The sequence below is a fragment of the Flavimaribacter sediminis genome, from assembly GCF_019492055.1.
Taxonomy (GTDB): domain Bacteria; phylum Pseudomonadota; class Alphaproteobacteria; order Rhizobiales; family Rhizobiaceae; genus Flavimaribacter; species Flavimaribacter sediminis.
Genome location: NZ_JAICBX010000001.1, coordinates 1,073,752 through 1,096,373, shown reverse-complemented (window position 1 = coordinate 1,096,373; position 22,622 = coordinate 1,073,752). Strand labels below are relative to the sequence as shown.

The window sequence follows — 22,622 nt, the reverse complement described above, 5'->3', positions numbered from 1 at the left end:
GTCTTGACCCAGGAGATAGCGCTTGCCCTACAGGAAAAAAAGATCGCCCGCGGCGATCGACTGCAGGGAGCCGTCGGGCTTCTCCAGTATCAGACAACCTGTGTCGTCGATATCCCTGAATATTCCTTCAATCGAGGCGTTCGGCATATTGACTGTGATCTGTTTTCCTACGCCCGTGGCCCAACGCAGCCACAATTCCCGTGTTTCCGACATGTTGGCTCCCTCCCCCCATCTCGCCAGTTCCCGGGCCATGGATTGACAGAGATAGGCGAACAACTCCTCTGCCGAAACAGCGGCGCCTGCATCGCGCAGCGTCGCCGTGGCGTACATAGCCTCCTTCGGCGCATGCGCTACATTGACGCCGCAACCGATAACCACGGCGCGCCGCCCATCCGGCACTATGCCCGATTCGAGCAGGATGCCGGAAATCTTTCCGCCATTCAGCAGCACATCGTTCGGCCATTTGATCTTCAGCGACGATTCCGGATCAGGCAGCGCGCGCGCGATGGCGCCATGCACGGCAAGCGCGGCGACAAGCGGCAGTGAAGCAAGCGCATGGACCGGCGCAGGATCGATCAACAGCAGCGATGCATAGAGATTGCCTGCTTCGGACACCCATGGCCGACCACGCCGACCGCGCCCGCCAAGCTGACGCCGCGCCGTGATCCACAGGTTGCCCGGATCCCCCGCCTGCGCCTTCTCCAGACATTCCGTATTTGTCGATTGAACGTCATCCAGCGCGATATGACGGTAGTCTTCGGCTTTGATCACAATCAGAAAAACGACTTCGCCGCTATCTCCGCCGCCCGCATGACCGGCCCGCCGAAAAAGGCGTAGAGCAAGACGAAGACGCCGGAAACGATCATCACCAGCCGCAATTCTCCGCCGATCGGCATGAAGCCTTCAGCCGCCTCGTCGAACCACATGATCTTGACGATCCGCAGATAGTAATAGGCGCCGACAACGGAGGTGAGGACGCCGATGACAGCGAGAATATAGAGACCGGCCTCGATCGCCGCCAGGAACACGAAATACTTGGCGAAGAAGCCTGCCAGAAACGGTATTCCGGCAAGCGAGAACATGAAGATCGTCAGCATCGTCGCCATGACCGGATTGGTGGTGGCGAGGCCCGACAGATCGTCGATCTGCTCCACATTGCCTTCTTCCTTGCGGCGCATGGCAAGGATACAGGCGAATGTTCCCAGCGTGGTGACCATGTAGATCAGCATGTAAAGCGACACGCTCTGCACGCCGATCATCGAGCCGGCCGACAGACCAACGAGCGCAAATCCCATATGGCTGATCGAGGAATAGGCCATCAGTCGCTTGATGTTTCGCTGCCCGATGGCCGCGAAGGCCCCCAGCGCCATGGACGCTACGGCGAGGAAGACGATGATCTGGCGCCAATCCGCGACAATCGGATCAAAAGCTTCGATGACGATACGGATAAGCATCGCCATGGCGGCGACCTTTGGAGCGGCCGCGAAAAAAGCCGTGACCGGTGTCGGCGCGCCTTCATAAACGTCCGGCGTCCACATGTGGAAGGGCACGGCCGATATCTTGAAAGCGACGCCCACGAGCAAAAACACCAGTCCGAACACGATGCCGAGCGTCCGGTCGCCGCTCGCCAGCGCTTCGGAAATTCCCGGAAAGCCCAAATGCCCGGTAAAGCCGTATATCAGCGATGCGCCGTAGAGCAGCATGCCGGACGACAGCGCGCCAAGCACGAAATACTTCAGGCCGGCTTCTGTCGAACGCACGCTGTCGCGGTTGATCGCCGCAACCACGTAAAGCGCAAGCGACTGCAACTCCAGACCAAGATACATCGTGATCAGGTCGTTCGCTGAAATCATCAGCATCATGCCGAGCGTCGCGAGCACAACCAGAACCGGAAACTCGAACCGGTCCATCTGTTCTTCCGGGGTCGAGCCGACAGCCATGACCAGGGCGCTGATCGATCCGATCAGCGTCAGCACCTTCATGAACTTGGCGAAGGAGTCGTCACGGAAGGCGCCGCCAAACGCCTCGCCTTCGCCGGACAACGTGACCAGCCACAGGCCGGCGACAATCAGCAACGCCACGGCAAGTCCGCTTACCAGCGACGCGGACCGGCCACGGGAGAAGACGCCGATCATCAGGAGCACCATCGAGCCCACGGCCAGAATGATTTCCGGTATCGAGAGTTCCAGGCTTGCCGTGATTAGGTCTGCGGTCATGGAGTCAATCCCGGTCGATCAGTTCGCCAGCGCAAGGCCGTTTCTGGCCTCGATCGCAGCATTATAATTGTTGAGCAAGGCGTCCACCGACGCAGCGGTGATATCGAACACCGGCATCGGATATACGCCGAAGAAGATGATCAACGCGACCATCGGGTAGAGAATGATCTTCTCCCGGGTGGACAGGTCGAGCATGGATTTCAGGTTTTCCTTCTCCAGCGCGCCGAATATGACTCGCCGATAGAGCCACAGGGCATAGGCGGCCGAGAGGATGACGCCTGTGGTCGCGAAGATCGCAATATAGCTGTTGACCTGGAACACGCCGACCAGAACGAGGAATTCCCCGATAAAGCCGGATGTGCCCGGCAGGCCGACGTTGGCCATGGTGAAAACCATAAACACTGCGGCGTATTTCGGCATGTTGTTGACCAGTCCGCCATAGGCGGCGATCTCGCGTGTGTGCAGCCTGTCGTAGATCACACCGACGCACAGGAACAGCGCGCCGGACACCAGGCCGTGCGAGAGCATGGTGAAGAGCGCGCCCTGAAGGCCCTGCTCGTTGGCCGAAAAGATGCCCATCTTGACGTAGCCCATATGGGCGACGGAGGAATAGGCGATCAACTTCTTCACGTCGTCCTGCATGAGCGCCACGAGCGAGCCGTAGATCACGGCGATGACCGAGAGCGTGAAGATCAGCGGATAGAGGTCGACGGAAGCAAGCGGGAACATCGCCAGCGAAAAGCGGATGAACCCGTAGCCACCCAGTTTCAGCAGGATGCCGGCGAGCACCACCGAGCCTGCGGTGGGCGCCTCAACGTGGGCGTCGGGAAGCCAGGTGTGGACCGGCCACAGCGGCAGCTTCACCGCGAAGGACGCGAAGAAAGCCAGCCATAGCCATGTTTGCGCCTCCGGTGGGAAATCATGCGCCAGCATTTCCGGGATCGCCGTGGTGCCGGCGTTCCAGTACATGTACATGATGGCGACCAGCATCAGCACCGATCCGGCCAGCGTGTACAGGAAAAACTTGAAGCTCGCATAGATCCGGCGCGGACCGCCCCAGACGCCGATGATGATGAACATCGGAATCAGGCCGCCTTCAAAGAAGACGTAGAACAGGATGATGTCGAGGGCGCAGAACGCGCCGATGACCAGCGTCTCCAGAAGCAGGAACGCAACCATGTACGCCTTGACGCGAACATTGATCGTCTTCCAGCTCGCCAGAACGCAGAGCGGCATCAGGAAGGTCGTGAGGATGACGAACAGCATCGAAATACCGTCGACGCCCATGTAATAGGAGATGCCGGTTCCAAGCCATGGCGTCTTCTCGACGAGCTGAAAATCGGCGCTGCTGCTGTCGAACGAGCCCCAGACGAAAATCACCGAGAACACGAAGGTGAAGACCGTTGTCACCAGCGCAACGTTGCGGATATTGCGTCGACCGAAGTCGGAATCTTCCGGCGTCAGCAGAATGATGATCGCGCCAACGAGCGGAAGGAAGGTGGTGATGGAAAGAATCGGCCAGTCGGTCAACATCACGCTGCTCCTCCGAGCATCATCCAAGTCAACAGCGCGGCCACGCCGAGCAGCATGGCGAAGGCGTAGTGGTAAACATAACCGGTCTGCAGACGCACGGTTCGCCGAGTGATGTCCTGAACGCGGGCGGCGATGCCGTCCGGCCCGAAGCCGTCAATCAGCCAGCCGTCGCCCTTCTTCCAGAGGAAATATCCGAGTTTCTTGATCGAGCGGACAAAGAGGAAATCGTAGATTTCGTCGAAGTACCACTTGTTGAGCAGGAACTTGTAGAGAATCTCGAACTGCGAAGCGAGTTGCTTCGGCGTCTCCGGCGAGCGCAGATAGAAGTACCAGGCGATGCCAAAGCCGATCGCCATGGCCAGGAACGGGCTGAACTTCACCCAGCCCGGAACGTGGTGGAATTCCTCGAGGATGTGGTTTTCCGGCAAGGTGAACAGCGCCCCTTTCCAGAACTCATCATAGTGATGGCCGAAGAAATCGCCCTGGAAAATGACGCCCGCGAACAATGCGCCGAGACCAAGCACGAACAGCGGCGCGAGCATGACCATTGGCGACTCGTGCACATGGTGCATGACATCGGCCGAGGCGCGCGGCTTGCCGTGGAACGTCAGGAAGATCAGCCGCCAGGAGTAGAAGCTCGTAAAGAGCGCCGCGACGACAACCATGATGAAGGCGAATCCGGCGGCTGGATTGGTTCCGACATAGGCGGTCTCGATGATGATGTCCTTGGATATGAAGCCCGATGTGCCGATTGGCGTGAACGGAATGCCGAAGCCGGTCAGCGCGAGCGTTCCGATGATCATCATCCAGTAGGTGATCGGAATGTGTTTGCGCAAGCCGCCCATGCGGCGCATGTCCTGCTCGTCCGACACGGCGTGAATGACCGAACCGGCGCCAAGAAACAGCAGCGCCTTGAAGAAGGCGTGGGTGAACAGGTGGAAGATGCCCGCCCCGAAAGCCCCCATTCCGAGCGCGACGAACATGTAGCCAAGCTGCGAACAGGTTGAGTAGGCGATCACGCGCTTGATGTCGTTCTGAACGAGACCGATCGTCGCCGCGAAGAAGGCGGTGATTGCGCCGATGATGGTGACGAACGTGAGGGCCGTGACGGAAAGCTCGAAGATCGGCGACATGCGCGCCACCATGAAAACGCCCGCCGTGACCATCGTTGCCGCGTGGATGAGCGCCGAAACCGGAGTCGGGCCTTCCATGGCGTCAGGCAACCACGTATGGAGCAGGAACTGCGCCGATTTACCCATCGCGCCGACAAAGAGAAGCAGACAAACGACCGTCAGCGCCGAACCGCGGTCCCAGCCCGTGCCGAGGAACTCAAGCACGATCTGATCGGTGTCGCTCGCCTCGCCCGGCATGAATTGCGCCGCTCCGGCGAAAATCGTGTCGAACGAAATCGAGCCGAAGATCACAAAGACGCCGAAGATGCCAAGCGCGAAGCCGAAGTCGCCGACGCGGTTGACGATGAAGGCTTTCATGGCGGCTGCGTTGGCGGACGGCTTCTTGAACCAGAAGCCGATCAGCAGGTAGGACGCGAGCCCCACGCCTTCCCAGCCGAAGAACATCTGCAGCAGGTTGTCGGACGTGACCAGCATGAGCATTGCGAAGGTGAAGAGCGAGAGATAGGCGAAAAAGCGCGGCCGATGCGGATCGTGGTGCATGTAGCCGATCGAATAGATATGCACGAGGCACGACACCGTATTGACGACCACGAGCATGACGGCGGTCAGCGTGTCGACGCGCAGCGCCCAATCGACGGACAGGGTTCCCGAGCGGATCCATTGCAGCACATCGATCTGGATCATTTCCCCATGGCCGAGCGCCACCTGGAAGAATGCGATCCAGGACAGGAAAGCGACGAAGATCATGATGCCGGAAGTTATGTATTCCGAGGCCTTGGCGCCTATGGATCGCCCGAAGAATCCGGCAATGATCGCACCAACTAGAGGCAGGAAAACGATGGCGTGATACATTAGGGGTCAGCCCTTCATCATGTTGACGTCTTCCACGGCGATGGAACCCCGGTTCCTGTAGAAGACGACGAGTATGGCGAGCCCGATAGCCGCTTCAGCAGCAGCGACCGTCAGGACGAACAGGGCGAAGACCTGCCCCATCAGATCGTTGAGATAGGCGGAAAACGCCACGAAATTGATATTGACGGCAAGCAGGATGAGTTCGATCGACATCAGGATGATGATGACGTTCCGGCGATTGAGAAAAATGCCGAAAATGCCGATCGTGAACATGACCGCCGCAACCGTCAGATAATGGGAAAGTCCGATTTCCATGCTGCCTCGTTCCCTCCCCTAGACGCCCTGTCCGGGCTTGACGTCAATAACTTCAACCGCGGTTTCCGGAGAGCGCGCGACCTGCGCGGCGATATCCTGCCGCTTTATGCCTTCCTTGTGTCGCAATGTCAGCACGATTGCGCCGATCATGGCGACGAGCAAAACCATGCCCGCAATCTGAAACAGGTGCACAAAGTCGGTGTACAGGACGTCGCCCAGCGCCTGTGTGTTCGACACCGCGTTCAGATCGGGAATGGGTTGTACGGGATCCGCCTCCGGCTCCACCTTGAAGGCGTTCCCGCCCAGGACGAAGATCAGTTCGGCCGACAGCACAATGCCAATCAAGGTTCCGACCGGGGCGTAGCGCATGACGCCCGAACGCAACTCGGTGAAGTCGATATCGAGCATCATGACCACGAACAGGAACAGCACGGCCACTGCGCCGACATAGACCACGACCAGTATCAGCGCGAGAAATTCCGCGCCGGTCAAAAGGAAGAGCGCGGCCGCGTTGAAGAACGTCAGGATCAGAAACAGCACGGAATGCACCGGGTTGCGTGAAAACACCACCATCAATGCGGCCGCTATCATGATCGCAGAGAACAGATAGAAAAACAGAGCCTGTAGACCCATGAGCCGTGCCTTTTTGTCTTTCCCCCGGAGTGCGCGGCGCGTGATGCGCCGGATCCCCGAATTCGCCGGTTCCCGCCGGCCTCAGAATTGTCGTTTCGGACAGCCGCGACGCGGACAGTCCATGTGCGGACGCTTACCGGTAGGGCGCATCCATGGCGATGTTGCGCGCGATCTCGCGCTCCCAACGGTCGCCGTTCGCAAGAAGCCTCTCCTTGTCATAGTAGAGTTCCTCGCGCGTTTCGGTCGCAAACTCGAAATTCGGCCCCTCGACGATGGCGTCAACGGGACAGGCCTCCTGGCAGAAACCGCAATAAATACATTTCACCATGTCGATGTCGTAGCGCACCGTGCGGCGGGTGCCGTCGTTGCGGCGCGGACCGGCCTCGATGGTGATGGCCTGCGCCGGGCAGATGGCCTCGCACAGTTTGCAGGCAATACACCGTTCTTCGCCGTTCGGATAGCGGCGCAGCGCATGTTCGCCGCGAAAACGCGGACTGACCGGCCCCTTTTCGAACGGATAGTTCAACGTCGACTTGGGCGCAAAGAAATACCGCATCGACAGGAAGAACGCCTCTACAAATTCCTTCAGGAACAGGGATTTGGCGGCTTGGGCGAGTGACATTTTTCAATTCTCCCGATTCAGGCCGACCAGCCGGTGAGTTTCAGAACAGCGGCGACGATAACGACCATGGCAAGCGAGATGGGGAGGAAGACCTTCCAGCCAAGGCGCATGAGCTGGTCATAGCGGTATCGCGGGACGAAGGCTTTGACCATGGCGAACATGAAGAACACCAGGCACACCTTGAGGACGAACCAGAAGACGCCCGGGATCCAGTTGATCAGCCAGAAATCGACAGGGGGCAGCCATCCACCGAGGAACAGGATCGTCGTCAGCGCACACATAAGAACGATGGCGGCGTATTCGCCGAGCATGAACATCATGTACGGCGTCGAGCCGTACTCGACCATGAAACCGGCCACCAGCTCGGATTCGGCCTCAGGCAGGTCGAACGGCGGACGGTTGGTTTCAGCCAGAGCCGAAATGAAAAACACGATGAACATCGGGAACAGCGCGAGCCAGTGCCAGTCCAGGAACGTATTGGGCAAACCCAGCATCGTGCCGAGGCCGTCCTGCTGCGACAGCACGATGTCGGTCAGGTTCAGGGAACCGACGCACAGGAGCACCGTGATGATGACGAAGCCGATCGACACTTCGTAGGAAACCATTTGCGCGGCGGAGCGCAGCGCTCCGAGGAACGGATATTTCGAGTTGGAGGCCCAGCCGCCCATGATCACGCCGTAGACTTCAAGCGACGAGATCGCGAAGACGTAGAGAATGCCGACATTGATCGAGGCGATCGCCCAGCCGTCGGCGACCGGAATGACCGCCCAGGCGGCGAGCGCCAGCGTTACCGAAACCAGCGGCGCAAGCAGAAAAACGCCCTTGTTGGCGCCGGCTGGAATGACCGGCTCCTTGAAGACGAACTTCAACAGGTCGGCGAAGGACTGGAGCAGTCCAAACGGGCCCACGACGTTGGGGCCGCGACGCATCTGCACCGCCGCCCAGACCTTGCGGTCGGCGTAGAGCACATAGGCGATAAATATGAGAAGGACGACAAGCAGCAACAGCGACTGACCGATCATGATCAGCGCCGGAACCACGTAATTTGTCAGAAACGATTCCATTGTCCTGTTCTAGTCCTATTCCGCCGCCACGGCGCTTTCACTTCGGGCCAGCGCCGAACATTCCGCCATTACGGCGGAAGCCCTGGCGATCGGATTGGTCAGATAAAAATCCGCAATAGGCGATTCGAAGCCGGCCGTCTCGAAATCACCCGATGTTGAGGCGAGCGCGGCGATATCTTCGTTCGATCCGGGTTCTACGGCGTCCTCCACCGCCAGATGCGGGTGCGCCGCATAAAGCTGGAGCCGCAATTCACCAAGCGAATTGAACGGAAGCGTCTTGCCCAGCACATCGGAAAGCGCGCGCAGGATGGCCCAGTCTTCCTTTGCCTCACCCGGCGCAAATCCGGCGCGAACGCCCATCTGAACGCGGCCTTCCGTATTGACATAGGTGCCGGCTTTTTCCGTATAGGTCGCAGCCGGCAGAATGACGTCGGCGTGATGCGCGCCAACATCGCCGTGACTGCCGATATAGACGGTGAAGCCGGACTGCCGATGCGACATGTCCATTTCATCTGCGCCGAGCAGAAAGAGCACGTCCATTTCCGAGAGCATATCCGCCGCGCCGACGCCGCCTTCGCCCGGGACAAAACCGAGATCGAGGCCGCCGACGCGCGACGCCGCAGTGTGCAGGACTGCAAAACCGTTCCAGTCTTCCGTGACCGCGCCGACATCGACGGCGAGCTTTGCTGCATGTTCGAGGACAGCCATACCGTCAGCCCGGGTCAAAGCGCCCTGCCCGACGATGATGATCGGCCGCTCCGCATCCTTCAGCGTCTTAGCAAAATCTGTTGTTCCGGCAACGAGTTCGCCCAACGACTTCGGGCCGGCGCCGAGATACTCATATTCGTATCTCATCTCCGTCTGCTCGCCGATCACGCCGATCGGGAAGTCGCCCAGGCGCCAGCGCTTGCGGATGCGCGCGTTGAGCACCGTCGCCTCGAAACGGGGATTGGCGCCGATGATCAGCAGCGCGTCGGCGTCCTCAATGCCCGTAATGGTGGGATTGAAGATGTAGCTTGCCCGACCCTTCGCCGGATCGAGCTTTGCGCCGTCCTGGCGGCAATCGATATTGGCCGATCCCAGAGACTGCATCAATTGCTTCAGGGCGAACATTTCCTCGCAGGCCGCAAGATCGCCGGCAATCGCGCCGATCTTCTCCGGCGTCGCGGCGTCTACAGCCTGCTTGATCGCGTTGAAAGCTTCGGGCCAGCTTGCACCCTTCAATTTGCCGTCCACGCGCACGAATGGACGGTCGAGACGCTGCGTGCGCAAACCATCGGCGACATATCGCGTCTTGTCGGAAATCCATTCTTCATTGATGGCTTCATTTATCCGCGGCAGGATGCGCATGACCTCGCGACCGCGCGTGTCCACGCGAATGGCCGATCCGCAGGCGTCCATCACGTCGATGGTCTCGGTTTTCGTGAGCTCCCAGGGCCGCGCCATGAAGGCGTAGGGCTTGGATGTGAGGGCGCCGACCGGGCAAAGATCCACGACATTGCCCTGCATTTCCGACGTCATGGCGTGCTCGAGATAGGTCGTGATTTCCGCGTCCTCGCCACGGCCGATCAACCCGAGTTCTGAAATGCCCGCAACTTCCGTCGTGAAGCGAACGCAGCGCGTGCAGTGAATGCAACGGTTCATGATCGTCTTGACCAGCGGGCCGATATATTTGTCTTCCACGGCGCGCTTGTTTTCGTGGAATCGCGAGGAATCCACGCCAAAGGCCATCGCCTGGTCTTGCAGGTCGCATTCGCCGCCCTGGTCGCAGATCGGGCAGTCCAGCGGATGATTGATGAGCAGGAACTCCATCACGCCTTCACGGGCTTTCTTGACCATCGGGGTGTTGGTGAAGACTTCCGGCGGCTGCCCTTCCGGGCCCGGGCGAAGATCGCGCACGCCCATGGCGCAGGACGCCGCAGGCTTTGGCGGACCGCCCTTCACCTCAACGAGGCACATGCGGCAGTTGCCCGCAATCGAAAGCCGCTCATGGAAGCAGAAACGCGGCACCTGCGAGCCCGCCTCCTCACACGCCTGGAGAAGCGTGTAGTGGTCCGGCACCTCTATTTCGTTTCCGTCGACCTTGATCTTTGCCATCTCAAGTCCAGTTCCGCGGTGTCCCGCCCTGTCTTTCCTATTCCGCCGCTTCAAGCACCGACGTCCCGCCAGCGTTGCGCGTAAATTCGTCGATACGTCTTTCCATCTCCGGTCTGTAATGCCGGATCAGCCCCTGAATGGGCCACGCCGCCGCGTCGCCGAGCGCGCAGATGGTGTGACCCTCAACCTGCTTGGTGACCTGCAGCAGCATGTCGATCTCTTCCTTGCGGGCGTTGCCGACGACCATGCGCTCCATCACCCGCCACATCCAGCCGGTTCCTTCCCGGCAGGGCGTGCACTGTCCGCAGCTTTCGTGTTTGTAGAAATGCGACAGGCGGGCGATCGCCTTCACGATGTCGGTCGACTTGTCCATCACGATGACCGCAGCCGTTCCGAGACCCGATTTGAGGTCGCGAAGGCTGTCGAAATCCATCGGACAGTCGATGATCTCCTCGGCGGGCACCACCGGAACCGACGAACCGCCCGGAATGACCGCCAGAAGATTGTCCCAACCGCCGCGAATGCCGCCGCAGTGCTTGTCGATCAGTTCACGGAACGGGACCGACATTTCCTCTTCGAAGGTCGCCGGTTCGTTGACATGTCCGGATACGCAGAAGAGCTTGGTGCCAGCGTTGTTCGGACGTCCGAAGCCGGCGAACCAGGCGCCGCCGCGCCGCAGGATCGTCGGCGCCACTGCGATCGATTCGACGTTGTTCACGGTGGTCGGGCAGCCATAGAGGCCGACATTGGCCGGGAACGGCGGCTTGAGGCGCGGCTGGCCCTTCTTGCCTTCGAGGCTTTCCAGCAGCGCGGTTTCTTCGCCGCAAATATAAGCGCCGGCGCCGTGATGGACGAAAACGTCCATGTCCCAACCGCATTTGTTGTTCTTGCCGAGGATTCCGGCGTCGTAGCACTCGTCGATCGCCTTCTGCAGCGCCTCGCGTTCGCGCATGTATTCGCCGCGAATGTAGATGTAGGCCGTGTGGGCGCTCATCGCGAAGCTGGCGATCACGCAGCCCTCGATCAGCGTATGCGGATCGTTGCGCATGATTTCCCGGTCCTTGCAGGTGCCGGGTTCGGATTCGTCGGCGTTGACGACCAGATAATGCGGCCGTCCGTCCGTTTCCTTCGGCATGAAGGACCATTTGAGGCCGGTCGGGAAGCCCGCGCCGCCGCGACCGCGCAGGCCCGAGGTCTTCATCTCGGCGATGATCCAGTCGCGGCCCTTTTCGATGAGGCCTTTGGTGTCGTCCCAGTGGCCGCGCGCCATCGCGCCCTTCAGGCTCTTGTCCTTCAGGCCGTAAATATTGGTAAAGATGCGGTCTTTATCCTTGAGCATCACTCATTCCCTACCCGGCCCTATCTCGGCTTCTTTCCGAAGACGCGTTCATATTCCTCGGCGCCGCCCTTTGCCAGCGCCTCGGCCTGTTTGACCCAGTCTTCGCGTTCGATGCGTCCCTTGAACTTCAGATATCCATCGACCCAGTCGCGCTCTTCCTTCGTCCATTTGGTGATCTGCTCCCACTTGTAGATTCCAAGCGAGTGCAGGAGACCTTCGATTTTCGGCCCGACGCCGGATATCAGTCTCAGATTGTCGGCGTCTTCCGGCTTTTCGATGCCTTGAGGCCTGTTGGCGTCGTCCTGAACCGGCGCTTCCTCGGCGGCCGCCGCAGGCTTGGACGCCAGCGTCTTTTTTTGCGTCGAAGTCTTCTTCGCAGCGACCGGTTTGTCTTCGTCGAGAAGCGTCTTCAGGCCGCTGATCGGGGCCGAGAGATGCCGGCCGTTTTGCGGTCCGGGCGATACGCTGTCGCCTTCGCCAGCCTCGAACTTGTCGATGATGTCGGCGAGCTGTTCCGGCGTCAGGTCCTCATAGGCGTCCTTGAAGATCATGACCATGGGCGCGTTGACGCACGCGCCCTGGCACTCGACCTCTTCCCATGAGAGTGAGCCGGCCTCGTTCGTCTCGAATGGCTGTGAATTGATTTTATTGCGACAAACCCTGATGAGTTCTTCGGAGCCGCGCAGCATGCAGGGCGTGGTGCCGCAGACCTGGATGTGGGCCTTCGTGCCGACCGGCTTCAGCTGAAACTGGGTGTAGAAGGTCGCGACCTCGAGGGCGCGGATATAGGGCATTTCCAACATATCCGCGATGGACTCGATCGCAGCTTTCGTGACCCAGCCTTCCTGCTCCTGCGCGCGCATTAAAAGCGGGATTATAGCGGACTGCTGACGGCCCTGCGGATACTTGCCGATGGTTTGCTGCGCCCAGGCGGCGTTGTCCTCGTTGAAGCGGAAAGCCGCGGGCTGGACATCATCTTCTGCAAGACGGCGAACGGACATACTCAATTGGCCTCATTATTTATAGCGCCGCAACGTGACACGGTAAGCGTCACGAACTCGCAGGCGTAGGCTTCCCGCTCCCGCTGCAGGAATACAACAAATTTGTCGCCGTTCGGGGCGGCTGCCTTTATATCGAACCCGCTCTGTATCAGGGTCTTCATGTTGGTGATCGCCCCGCCGGAATCTTGCGCGCGCGCCGGCGAAACCGCCGCCATCGCGACCGTGATCAAAAGCAGCATCGGCATGGCGAACCGTAGCATCAGCGATCAACTTCCCCGAAGACGATGTCAAGCGAACCGAGAATAGCCGAAACGTCCGCCAGCATGTGGCCCCTGCAAAGGAAATCCATTGCCTGGAGATGGGCGTAGCCCGGCGCCTTGATCTTGCAGCGATAGGGTTTGTTGCCGCCGTCGGACACAAGGTAGACGCCGAATTCGCCCTTGGGCGCCTCGACGCAGGCGTAAACCTCGCCTTCCGGCACGTGGAAGCCCTCGGTATAAAGCTTGAAATGATGGATCAGCGCTTCCATCGAGCGTTTCATCTGGCCGCGTTTCGGCGGTACGATCTTTCCGTCCGTGGAAGACACCGGTCCTGTCCGCTCGGTGCTGAACAGCCGCTCGACGCACTGCTTCATGATCTTGACCGACTGGCGCATCTCTTCCATGCGAATGAGATAGCGGTCGTAGCAGTCGCCGTTCTTGCCGATCGGAATTTCGAATTCCATGTCGTTGTAGCACTCGTAGGGCTGCGCGCGGCGCAGATCCCAGGCCGCTCCCGAACCGCGCACCATGACGCCGGAGAAGCCCCAGGCCCAGGCGTCGTCGAGCTTGACCACGCCGATATCGACATTGCGCTGCTTGAAGATGCGGTTGTCGGTGAGCAGACCCTCGATATCGTCGCAGACCTTCAGGAACGGATCGCACCACTTGCCGATGTCCTCGACAAGATCAGCAGGCAGGTCCTGATGAACGCCGCCCGGCCGGAAATAGGCCGAATGCATGCGCGCGCCGCAAGCCCGCTCGTAGAAGACCATCAGCTTTTCGCGTTCCTCGAAACCCCAGAGCGGCGGCGTCAGCGCGCCGACGTCCATGGCTTGGGTCGTCACGTTGAGCAGGTGCGAAAGGATGCGCCCGATCTCGCTGTAGAGAACCCGTATCAATTGTCCGCGGATCGGGACTTCGACGTCGATGAGACGTTCGACGGCAATCGCGAAGGCGTGCTCCTGATTCATCGGCGCGACATAGTCGAGCCGGTCGAAATAAGGCACGGCCTGCAGATAGGTTTTCGTTTCGATCAGCTTCTCGGTGCCGCGGTGCAGGAGGCCAATATGCGGATCGACGCGCTCCACCACTTCGCCGTCGAGCTCGAGGACAAGACGCAAAACACCATGCGCGGCAGGATGCTGCGGGCCGAAGTTGATGTTGAAGTTGCGTACATTATGCTCGTTCATCTACGCGCCTTCCTGTTCTTTCATGAAGGCCGCGATCACCTCCGCGCCTGTCATCTTCTCAATGTCGCCGGCGAAGGCGTAACCTTCAGGCTTCTCGTCCACAAAGATTTCTGAAGTCAACGTAAAACCGGCCGCGTCATCAAAGGCCTGTGTCGAAACATGGCATTCGGGACGCCCCTGCATCTTCCAGATCAGCGACGTTCCGCAATGCCTGCAGAAACCGCGCTCGCCCCATTCCGACGACTTATAAAACGCCAAGCCATCGTCGGAAACATAACGCACGGTGTCGCCGCAATCGACCGCCAGAAAAGGACCGGCGGACCAGCGACGGCACATGACGCAGTGACACGCGCTCATATCATGCGACCGCGGAGCCGCCGTGAACTGCACGGAGCCACAAAGGCACCGCCCCTTCAGGCTTTGCTGTGCGCCGATATCCTGTGTTTCGCTCATGATCGATCAGAAGCTCTTATTCACTGGCCTTTTCGTCGCCCGGCAGAATGTATTCGGCATTCTCCCAGGGAGACAGAAAATCAAAGTTCCGGAATTCCTGTCGCAACTGCACTGGTTCGTAGACGACACGCTTGACCTCCTCGTCGTACCGCACTTCCACGAAGCCGGTCGTCGGGAAATCCTTGCGCAGCGGATGTCCGTCGAATCCGTAGTCCGTCAGGATGCGACGCAGGTCCGGGTGTCCGGTAAACAGGATGCCGTAAAGATCATAGGCTTCGCGCTCGAACCAGTCTGCGCCCGGAAAGACGCCTGTGGCCGACGGAATTGTCTCGTCTTCTCCAACCGGAACCTTGACGCGGATGCGCATGTTCTGACGCGGCGACATCAGATGGTAGACAACATCGAACCGCTTCTCGCGACCCGGCCAGTCGACGCCGCAAATGTCGGTGAAATTGATGAACTGGCACTGGGAATCATCGTGAAGGAAGGTCAGCAAACGGATGATGTGCGCCGTGTCGGAAACAAGCGTCAACTCACCGAAGCGGACCTCGTGCGACATAACCGCACCGTCCTTGCGTTCGGTGATGTAGGCGGCAAGTTCTTGCAACGCTTCACTCATGCAACAGCCTTTCTTGGGCCCCTAGCGCTCTATCGTTCCGGTGCGTCGGATCTTCTTCTGCAACAGCAGCACGCCGTAGAGCAGCGCTTCGGCGGTTGGCGGGCAACCAGGCACATAGATGTCTATCGGCACAACGCGATCGCAGCCGCGAACGACGGAATAGGAATAATGGTAGTAACCGCCGCCATTGGCGCACGATCCCATGGAAATAACGTAACGCGGCTCCGGCATCTGGTCGTAGACCTTGCGGAGCGCGGGCGCCATCTTGTTTGTCAACGTGCCGGCGACAATCATGACGTCCGACTGGCGCGGAGACGCGCGCGGCGCGAAACCGAAGCGCTCGCCATCGTAGCGCGGCATTGACATCTGCATCATCTCAACCGCGCAGCAGGCAAGTCCGAAGGTCATCCACATCAGCGATCCGGTGCGGGACCATTTGATCAATTCGTCAGCAGAGGTGACGAGGAAACCCTTGTCGGCGAGCTCATTGTTGATTTCGCCATAGAACGGATCATTGGCGCCAACCGGCTTGCCCGTAGACGGATCGATAATGCCTTTCGGTTGCGGTGCAACAAGCGTCGACATGGTGTCGCCTACTCCCATTCCAGCGCTCCCTTTCTCCACTCATAGGCGAAGCCGACCGTGAGGATACCGAGGAAGATCATCATCGACCAGAAACCGAACCAGCCGATTCCATCAAAGGAAACCGCCCAGGGAAACAGGAACGCGACTTCCAGATCGAAGATGATGAACAGGATCGCGACAAGGTAGAATCTTATGTCGAATTTCATCCGCGCATCGTCGAAGGCATTGAATCCGCATTCATAGGCGGAAAGCTTTTCCGAGTCGGGCGCCTTGAAGGCGATGATGAAAGGAGCAACGAGCAAAGCGGCTCCAATGACCAGGCTAATTCCAATGAATACAACAATCGGCAGATATGAGCTGAGAAGTTCGGTCATCATATTTCCTAACACTTTCGCGAGCCGCTCTATCGCGAATGGTTCTAAGGTGTCGGTTTACACAATCAGTCAGTCCAGTCAACGCATCAGTCCGTTTGCACTGCAAAATACTACGACCTGCGGACGCGTTCCACAACGTACAATCCGGAACGACCGAGAGGTATCGAGGACGGCACGGCCTGCGGCCGAACACGCTAACCCCACGCGACCGGACAAATATGAGAGCGGGTCCCGTTTTCAATGGCCTCGCGGCTACGACGCCAACGCGACCGCTCTCTCCCGACTGTCAATATATATCCTTGCGAGCCCGTAGAGGACGACCGCATTGAGAATATGCCACATGAAGTGCGTGCCCATCGCCACGGTCTCGCAGAGCGGCAGATCGATTATCCGAAAGCCGATCGAGACGCAGAACACCAGGGCTGTGACAAAAAGTCCGTTGCTCACCGGACGGTCTTTGCCGCGCACAAGCGCAGCAACGACGACCATCGCGATCAAGGCGGTCATGTAGCCGTTGAGGAACCGGCAATGGGCGTCAGGAGCGGCGTAGCGACAGCAGAAGCCGCAATGTAGACGGCCACCATCGACAGGGAGAACCACGCCGTCAGCCCGAGATAGTCGCGCATCGCCAGAAAGACATAGGCGAGTATGAATATGAGGATCGGCAGACTGTCGGCGGCGAGCGCCCAGCGCGTAGCGAATGTGTGGAACAGGAAGGATCCGACGCCGATCACCCCGATCCAAACGGCGAGAAATAGCGCGGGCATGGAGCGGGTCGTGTTGCGCCGCCAGAAAAAAAGCAACGCAACACACGCAATGATGAAAGCAAGATTGGTGACTGCGTTCAGCGGTTCGGACCAGAAACTGGCGTCCAGCCTTTCACAGTAATTGTCGACAGGTTCGTTCATCAGCTGCCAGATTGGAGAGAATATCAATGCCTAATCGAAGGTTTTGGCATTGTTTTTTACAATTCAACTGAACGCAGATATCCCAAGCGATTTGTAAAAACGCCGTCAAGTCGTTCAGACATTCAGACCGCTCGCGACGTATTCTTGCTCTTTTGGGAGACCGGAACAACCCGGGAAAGAAAATGGCGCGAGTGACGGGGCTCGAACCCGCGACCTCCGGCGTGACAGGCCGGCACTCTAACCAGCTGAGCTACACCCGCGCTTTTGTCTCGCATCTCTGCGAAACGTGAGCGGTCAATTAAGCCGTTCCCCCCAAGCTGTCAAGCGCGTTCGGAAGGAATTGCGACGTTCTCGTTACAATAATCCACTTGCTCGGCGAAGGCCGATTTTTCATCACAAAAGCCAGGCGAACATCGATTTTTTCTTGCACTTGTCCACCGAAGCGCATAAACGGTGCGGAGTTTTCCTCAGGGGCGGTTAGCTCAGCTGGTAGAGCGCTTCGTTTACACCGAAGATGTCGGGAGTTCGAGCCTCTCACCGCCCACCATCAATCCTCCAGTATACCAGCAGTTTGGAGGACAGCCCTTGCAAGAAATTTTGCTCAGGCGACGCGCAACAGTGGCCTGGATTGCGCCGGCCCCTCATCTCGCTTAGGTTTCGTCGAGGCATTGTTTCGGGGGATAAAAGCCATGACCGGCCGGTATCGATGGTTCGTCGTGTTTCTGCTCTTCGCAGTCACCGTGGTCAACTATATCGACCGCTCCGCAATTTCCTTTGCAGTGCATCGGATCCAGTCCGAATATAATCTCAGCTCGAGCCAGATCGGCCTGATTCTCGGCGCATTCGGCATCGGCTACATTATCAGCACCCTTTTCGGAGGAATGGCGGTTGACAGATTCGGCGCCAAACGGGCCTATTTTGTCGCCGTTCTCGCCTGGGCGGTCAGCATCGGCTGGACAGGCGCCGCAACAGGTTTCCTGATGCTTTACGCCGCGCGCACCGCGCTGGGGCTGGCCGAAGGGCCGAGTTTTCCAACGACGACGAGCGCCATTACGCGATGGCTGCCGCCGCAGGAACGGGCGACGGCGCTTGGCGGGGCGCTTGTCGCAGTTCCGATCGCGCTCGCAATCGGCGCGCCACTCGTCACCCTTCTGATCGGCATGTTCGACTGGCGCGCCATGTTTTTCATCCTCGCCGTCGCAAGCCTCATCTGGCTTCCCTTCTGGCTGGTCTTCTATGCGAACGACCCTTCCGAATCGGACCGCATAGGATCGGAGGAAGCAGAGCATATCGCCCATTCGGGCCGTGAGGAGCCGCCCATGGCGCAATCGCCGCCCAGAGCTCATGTCTGGAAGGCGCTTCTCACAACCCCTACCCTGTGGGCCAATTACTGGGCCTATTTCGTCTTCGGCTACTACCTGTTTTTCTTCATGACCTGGCTGCCTGAATATTTGCGCAAGAGCTACGATCTCGATCTTTCCAGCGTGGGCCTTGTCAGCTTTCTGCCATGGGCGACGGCTGCGGTTTTGCTGATCGCCTTTGGCCGCTGGTCCGATGCGATCCTCAAACGAACGTCGAGCCTGAGACTGGCGCGCAGCTATCAGATCGCAGGCACGCAACTGGTCGCGGCGCTGGCGATCATACCGGTTGCGCTTTCCAGCAACATCGTGGTCGCTGTCGCCGGCATCACGGTCGCAGTCGCCGCCTCCATGGCTGCGAACGCAGCCTACTACGCCGTCATCGCCGATCTCGTTCCGCGGGTCGCGGGCACAGCTATGGGCATCATGACCATTTTCTTCGCGGCCTCCGGCTTCCTGGCGCCCGTCATCACCGGATATGCTCTCGAAATCACGGGAGATTTCCGGCCGGCATTCTGGCTGATCACGGCGCTCGCCGCTTCGTCCGTAATCGGGATCGTGGTGTTTCATCATCCGGACCGGGACGCGAGACGCCTCGGTCCGGAACTCAAGTAGCGACAATCAAACTTCGACGAGGCCGAGGCGTCGACGCGCGGCAAAACGCCAGTTCATCAGCAACGCTGCAAGAACGAGTCCGGAAGCGAGGCCCCACCAGACGCCCTCTGCTCCGTACCCCATGACGAATCCGAACAGATATCCGAGCGGAAGGCCAACGATCCAGTAACTGGTCACCGCAATGAACATCGGGATCTTCGTGTCATTGAGACCGCGCAAAAGGCCGCTCCCGACAGCCTGCAGACCGTCCGCCACCTGAAACGCCGCGGCGATCGCCAGCAGCGGCGCCCCATGGCGCAGAACTGCGGCTGAGTCCGGATTGTTACTGTCGAGGTACCAGCCAATCAGCGTATCCGGGAAAAGCCAGAACAGGGAGGCGGACGTCAGGGTGGCGACGATCGACAGGCCGACCGCAACGCGCCCGGCCTGGCCAAGGCCGGTCCAGTCCTTGCGGCCATAGGCCTGACCGATACGAACCGTGGCGGCGTTGGAAAGCCCGAGCGGCACCATGAAGGCGATGCCGGCGAGCTGGAGAGCGATGCCGTGGGCGGCGAGCTCGATGGCGCCGAGCCATCCCACCATGACGGCTGCGGCCGCAAACAGGCCAACTTCCGCCATGATGGTTGCGCTGATTGGCCAGCCAAGACGCAGCAATTCGAAGAAGGCGCGCCAGTCCGGCCGCCAGAACCGGACCAGCAGTTCGTAACGCTCCAGTTCCTTTTTCTTAACGCAATAGATAAGAAGCGCGACGAAGGTTATGGTCGTCGTTCCGAGCGAAGCGACGGCTGCGCCGACAATCTCCAAGCGCGGCGCGCCAAAATTGCCGAAAATGAACATGTAGTTGAACAACGCATTCGCCAGGGCGCCGAGCACAGTCGCCCACAGGACGACGTGCGCCTTCTCAAGAGCGCTGAGATAGGAGCGCAGCACCGTCATGAGAAGAGCAGGAAACAGAGCCCACTGCGCTACGCGCACATAATCCTGCGCCATCTTCGCCACATGGGGCTCCTGTCCCAGCGCAATGAAACCACTGCCGGTAAACCAGAGCGGGATCATCGATATCGCGCCGAGCAGCAGGATGACCCACATGCCCATGCGGATCGCACGGCGAAGACCGCGCACATCGTCGCGTCCGTGGGCCTGAGCGGCAAGCGGCATGGCCGCCAGCCCGAATCCCGTCCCCAGAATGAAAAAGAGGAAAAACACCTGGGCGCCGAGCACGCCGGCCGCCAGTTCCTCTGCGCCCAGCCATCCGATCATGACAGTGTCGGTAACGTTGATGGCCATGTGGGCGAGCTGCGCGCCGATCAATGGCAGGCCAAGCGCAAGCGTCGCCCGGATCTGGCTCGACCAGGAAAGCGCAACGGGGGCGGCGGGGCCCGAATGATCGGTCGCGGTTTTCATGGTTCACCAGAATGTCGAAAAGTCTTGTCGCTCTACAAAGGCGGCAAGCCATACAAAAACGACAGGCATAAGTAAATCCACCGCAGACGGATTCAACCGCCCGTGTCGTTGACTAGCCTCATGGCGCGACTGGATGGCGGCGTTGCGACCTGGAGACGCCCATCAGGAGCGGATAGACCACAAAGGCGACGAAGAAACCGACAAACCAGGAATAATCGTAGATCGTAGTCAGATAGTCCGGACAATCCGACCACAGACCCACGGCGTGCAGAAAACCGGGTAAACAAGGCGCCACGCCAATGACGAGGGCCGCGACGCCGCTGAGGTTCCATCCGTTTCGGTATCGATAACATCCGTCCTTCAGGAACAGATCGTCCGCGGCGATCCTGCCCCTCCGAACCAGATAGAAGTCCGAGATCATGACGCCGGCGATGGGACCGAGAAGCGCTCCATAGGCTATGAGCCACACGAAAATGTAGGCGTTAGCGCTTGCCATCAGCTTCCAGGGAAACATCAGGACTCCGATGACCACCGTGATGTATCCGCCCATCCTGAAGGAGATGCGACCCGGGGCGAGGTTGGAGAAATCATTCGACGGCGACACGACGTTGGCCGCAATGTTGGTTGTGATCGTGGCGATGATCAGGAAGGACAACAGGACCACCGTCAGCCAGCCTTCGAGTTCACCGGCCAGCGTAACAGGATTCCAGATGACCTTGCCAAGCGCCAGATAGGAAGCGGACGTCACCACAACCCCGATGAAAGCCAGGAGCATGGCCGGCAGCGGCAATCCCAGCGCCTGGCCAATGACCTGGTCCCTGCCGCTCCTGGCGAAGCGCGTGAAGTCCGGAATATTGAGCGCCAGAGTAGCCCATCCACCGACAACGGCCGTGACGGCGGTCCCGAAGATCATCCAGAATGAATGTTCGCCCGGTTTAATGAATTGTTGCGACGTTTCGAGGATCTTTCCGAAACTGCCGAACGAGACATAGACCCACGCCAACGCCGCCAGCCCGCCTGTAAGCAGCAAAGGTCCGGCTAAGGTTTCCAGCCAGCGTATCGATTCGACGCCCTTGGCGATGAAGAAGACGTGCACGCCCCAGAATGCGAGAAACGAGCCGAACGCGATGGGATCAAGTCCGACCACCGGCATAATCATTGTAGAGAACGGTTCGACAGCGGCGGGAAACAGGATCTTTGCGATGGCGTAGATCGCCGAGCCTCCGATCCAGGTCTGGATGCCGAACCACCCGCAGGCGACGACGGCGCGCAGCATAGCCGGCAGCCTGGCGCCGATCGTGCCGAAGGAAGAGCGCAACAACACAGGAAACGGGACGCGGTAGAGAACTCCCATGCGGCCGATCAGCACGAGCGGCGCCACAAGAATGGAATTGCCGACCAGCACGGCCAGTATCGCCTGCCACCAGGTCAAACCCTGGGCCATCAGGCTGGAGGCGGTCATATAGGCTGCAATGTTGACGACCAGACCAACCCAGAGCCAGGCGAAGCTCAGCCAGGTCCAGGTACGTTCTTCAGGACTCGTTGGCGCGAAATCGGGATTCCAGAGACTGTCGTCGCAACCGGTGGGGCGAGAGATCACCTCAGAACGCGCACTCACCGGACTATCCCCGTCATCCACCCGCCTCCAGACAAAACAAAGCCCGGCGCAAGGGCCGGGCCTAAAAAGCACTGTTTTAAGTGCAGGGCAACTAGCTGTTGACCGCGTCCTTCAGCCCCTTGCCAGCCGAGAACTTCGGCACGTTGCGCGCCGGAATATCAACTTCTGCGCCGGTCATCGGATTGCGGCCCTTCGAAGCGTCGCGGTGCGTGACCGAGAAGTTTCCGAATCCCACCAGACGAACATCACCGCCAGATTTCAGTTCGGACGTGATCGTGTCGAACACGGACTCGACCGCCGATCCGGCATCCGCTTTGCTCAAACCCGCTTTTTCGGCAACGGCAGCAACCAGTTCGTTCTTGTTCATTTTTCCAACCCTTTCGATATGTCAGACGACTCATTTCAAGTCAGGCAGGATTGTACTTTATGAAGC

General features: G+C 59.4%; 23 protein-coding genes and 2 tRNA genes. 2 read left to right on the top strand and 23 right to left on the bottom strand.

All coding sequences use genetic code 11. The features are described from left to right. Positions 1-27 precede the first annotated feature (27 nt). The 20 genes from K1W69_RS05190 to K1W69_RS05095 form a co-directional block, all read right to left on the bottom strand. Entirely contained in the window at positions 28-768 is a 741-nt protein-coding gene (locus K1W69_RS05190; protein ID WP_220227846.1) for a biotin--[acetyl-CoA-carboxylase] ligase, read from the bottom strand. A 5-nt stretch (positions 769-773) separates the two neighbouring features. After that, entirely contained in the window at positions 774-2,216 is a 1,443-nt protein-coding gene (gene nuoN, locus K1W69_RS05185; protein ID WP_220227249.1) for an NADH-quinone oxidoreductase subunit NuoN, read from the bottom strand. An 18-nt stretch (positions 2,217-2,234) separates the two neighbouring features. Then, positions 2,235-3,746, bottom strand: a complete 1,512-nt coding sequence (locus K1W69_RS05180) for an NADH-quinone oxidoreductase subunit M (RefSeq protein ID WP_220227845.1) — start codon at positions 3,744-3,746, stop codon at positions 2,235-2,237. 2 nt (positions 3,747-3,748) lie between these two features. After that, positions 3,749-5,734 carry an NADH-quinone oxidoreductase subunit L gene (gene nuoL / locus K1W69_RS05175; RefSeq protein WP_220227248.1) on the bottom strand — a complete coding sequence of 662 codons (1,986 nt, stop codon included), beginning with the start codon at positions 5,732-5,734 and terminating at the stop codon, positions 3,749-3,751. 6 nt (positions 5,735-5,740) lie between these two features. Further along, entirely contained in the window at positions 5,741-6,049 is a 309-nt protein-coding gene (gene nuoK / locus K1W69_RS05170) for an NADH-quinone oxidoreductase subunit NuoK (protein WP_220227247.1), read from the bottom strand. Between the two features lie 18 nt (positions 6,050-6,067). Next, positions 6,068-6,682: an NADH-quinone oxidoreductase subunit J gene (locus K1W69_RS05165; protein WP_220227246.1), complete on the bottom strand. Its 615-nt coding sequence runs from the start codon at positions 6,680-6,682 to the stop codon at positions 6,068-6,070. 133 nt (positions 6,683-6,815) lie between these two features. Beyond that, a complete protein-coding gene (gene nuoI, locus K1W69_RS05160; RefSeq protein WP_220227245.1) occupies positions 6,816-7,304 on the bottom strand; it encodes an NADH-quinone oxidoreductase subunit NuoI in 489 nt (162 codons plus the stop codon). A gap of 17 nt (positions 7,305-7,321) precedes the next feature. After that, complete coding sequence (nuoH, locus tag K1W69_RS05155) at positions 7,322-8,368, bottom strand: NADH-quinone oxidoreductase subunit NuoH (protein WP_220227244.1); 1,047 nt, start codon at positions 8,366-8,368, stop codon at positions 7,322-7,324. A 15-nt stretch (positions 8,369-8,383) separates the two neighbouring features. Further along, the gene (nuoG, locus tag K1W69_RS05150; RefSeq protein ID WP_220227243.1) at positions 8,384-10,465 is read right to left on the bottom strand and encodes an NADH-quinone oxidoreductase subunit NuoG; all 2,082 of its coding nucleotides are present in this window, start codon (positions 10,463-10,465) and stop codon (positions 8,384-8,386) included. A 37-nt stretch (positions 10,466-10,502) separates the two neighbouring features. Continuing rightward, positions 10,503-11,804, bottom strand: coding sequence for an NADH-quinone oxidoreductase subunit NuoF (nuoF, locus tag K1W69_RS05145; protein ID WP_220227242.1), 1,302 nt, complete (start codon positions 11,802-11,804; stop codon positions 10,503-10,505). Positions 11,805-11,824: 20 nt separating this feature from the next. Beyond that, positions 11,825-12,805 (bottom strand): NADH-quinone oxidoreductase subunit NuoE, encoded by a 981-nt coding sequence (nuoE, locus tag K1W69_RS05140; RefSeq protein ID WP_220227241.1) that lies wholly within the window; start codon positions 12,803-12,805, stop codon positions 11,825-11,827. Positions 12,806-12,807: 2 nt separating this feature from the next. Further along, entirely contained in the window at positions 12,808-13,065 is a 258-nt protein-coding gene (locus K1W69_RS05135; RefSeq protein WP_258570812.1) for a hypothetical protein, read from the bottom strand. Beyond that, a complete protein-coding gene (locus tag K1W69_RS05130; protein WP_220227240.1) occupies positions 13,065-14,255 on the bottom strand; it encodes an NADH-quinone oxidoreductase subunit D in 1,191 nt (396 codons plus the stop codon). The genes K1W69_RS05135 and K1W69_RS05130 overlap by 1 nt, the downstream gene beginning before the upstream one ends. After that, a complete protein-coding gene (locus K1W69_RS05125; protein ID WP_258570811.1) occupies positions 14,256-14,708 on the bottom strand; it encodes a GFA family protein in 453 nt (150 codons plus the stop codon). A 16-nt stretch (positions 14,709-14,724) separates the two neighbouring features. After that, the gene (locus tag K1W69_RS05120) at positions 14,725-15,327 is read right to left on the bottom strand and encodes an NADH-quinone oxidoreductase subunit C (RefSeq protein WP_220227239.1); all 603 of its coding nucleotides are present in this window, start codon (positions 15,325-15,327) and stop codon (positions 14,725-14,727) included. A 21-nt stretch (positions 15,328-15,348) separates the two neighbouring features. Continuing rightward, positions 15,349-15,930, bottom strand: coding sequence for a NuoB/complex I 20 kDa subunit family protein (locus K1W69_RS05115; protein ID WP_220227238.1), 582 nt, complete (start codon positions 15,928-15,930; stop codon positions 15,349-15,351). Then, positions 15,921-16,286, bottom strand: a complete 366-nt coding sequence (locus K1W69_RS05110) for an NADH-quinone oxidoreductase subunit A (RefSeq protein ID WP_220227237.1) — start codon at positions 16,284-16,286, stop codon at positions 15,921-15,923. Before K1W69_RS05110 ends, K1W69_RS05115 begins: the two co-directional genes overlap by 10 nt. Before the next feature lie 252 nt (positions 16,287-16,538). Then, on the bottom strand, positions 16,539-16,793 hold the full coding sequence (locus K1W69_RS05105; RefSeq protein WP_220227236.1) for a hypothetical protein: 255 nt from the start codon (positions 16,791-16,793) through the stop codon (positions 16,539-16,541). Next, positions 16,790-17,194 carry a ceramidase domain-containing protein gene (locus tag K1W69_RS05100; RefSeq protein ID WP_220227235.1) on the bottom strand — a complete coding sequence of 135 codons (405 nt, stop codon included), beginning with the start codon at positions 17,192-17,194 and terminating at the stop codon, positions 16,790-16,792. The genes K1W69_RS05105 and K1W69_RS05100 overlap by 4 nt, the downstream gene beginning before the upstream one ends. 183 nt (positions 17,195-17,377) lie before the next feature. Next, positions 17,378-17,454 (bottom strand) — tRNA-Asp (locus K1W69_RS05095). Between the two features lie 211 nt (positions 17,455-17,665). Between K1W69_RS05095 and K1W69_RS05090 the strand changes: the two genes are divergently transcribed. Both K1W69_RS05090 and K1W69_RS05085 read left to right on the top strand, forming a co-directional pair. Next, positions 17,666-17,741, top strand: a tRNA-Val gene (locus K1W69_RS05090). 142 nt (positions 17,742-17,883) lie between these two features. Next, on the top strand, positions 17,884-19,167 hold the full coding sequence (locus K1W69_RS05085; protein WP_220227234.1) for an MFS transporter: 1,284 nt from the start codon (positions 17,884-17,886) through the stop codon (positions 19,165-19,167). A 6-nt stretch (positions 19,168-19,173) separates the two neighbouring features. On the opposite strand, the gene K1W69_RS05080 is transcribed toward K1W69_RS05085, so the two are convergent. The 3 genes from K1W69_RS05080 to hupB all read right to left on the bottom strand — a co-directional run bounded on the left by K1W69_RS05080 (position 19,174) and on the right by hupB (position 22,556). Further along, on the bottom strand, positions 19,174-20,571 hold the full coding sequence (locus K1W69_RS05080) for an MATE family efflux transporter (RefSeq protein WP_220227233.1): 1,398 nt from the start codon (positions 20,569-20,571) through the stop codon (positions 19,174-19,176). 118 nt (positions 20,572-20,689) lie between these two features. Next, complete coding sequence (locus tag K1W69_RS05075; RefSeq protein WP_220227232.1) at positions 20,690-22,189, bottom strand: NCS1 family nucleobase:cation symporter-1; 1,500 nt, start codon at positions 22,187-22,189, stop codon at positions 20,690-20,692. A 91-nt stretch (positions 22,190-22,280) separates the two neighbouring features. Then, positions 22,281-22,556, bottom strand: a complete 276-nt coding sequence (gene hupB / locus K1W69_RS05070; protein ID WP_220227231.1) for a DNA-binding protein HupB — start codon at positions 22,554-22,556, stop codon at positions 22,281-22,283. Positions 22,557-22,622 lie beyond the last annotated feature (66 nt).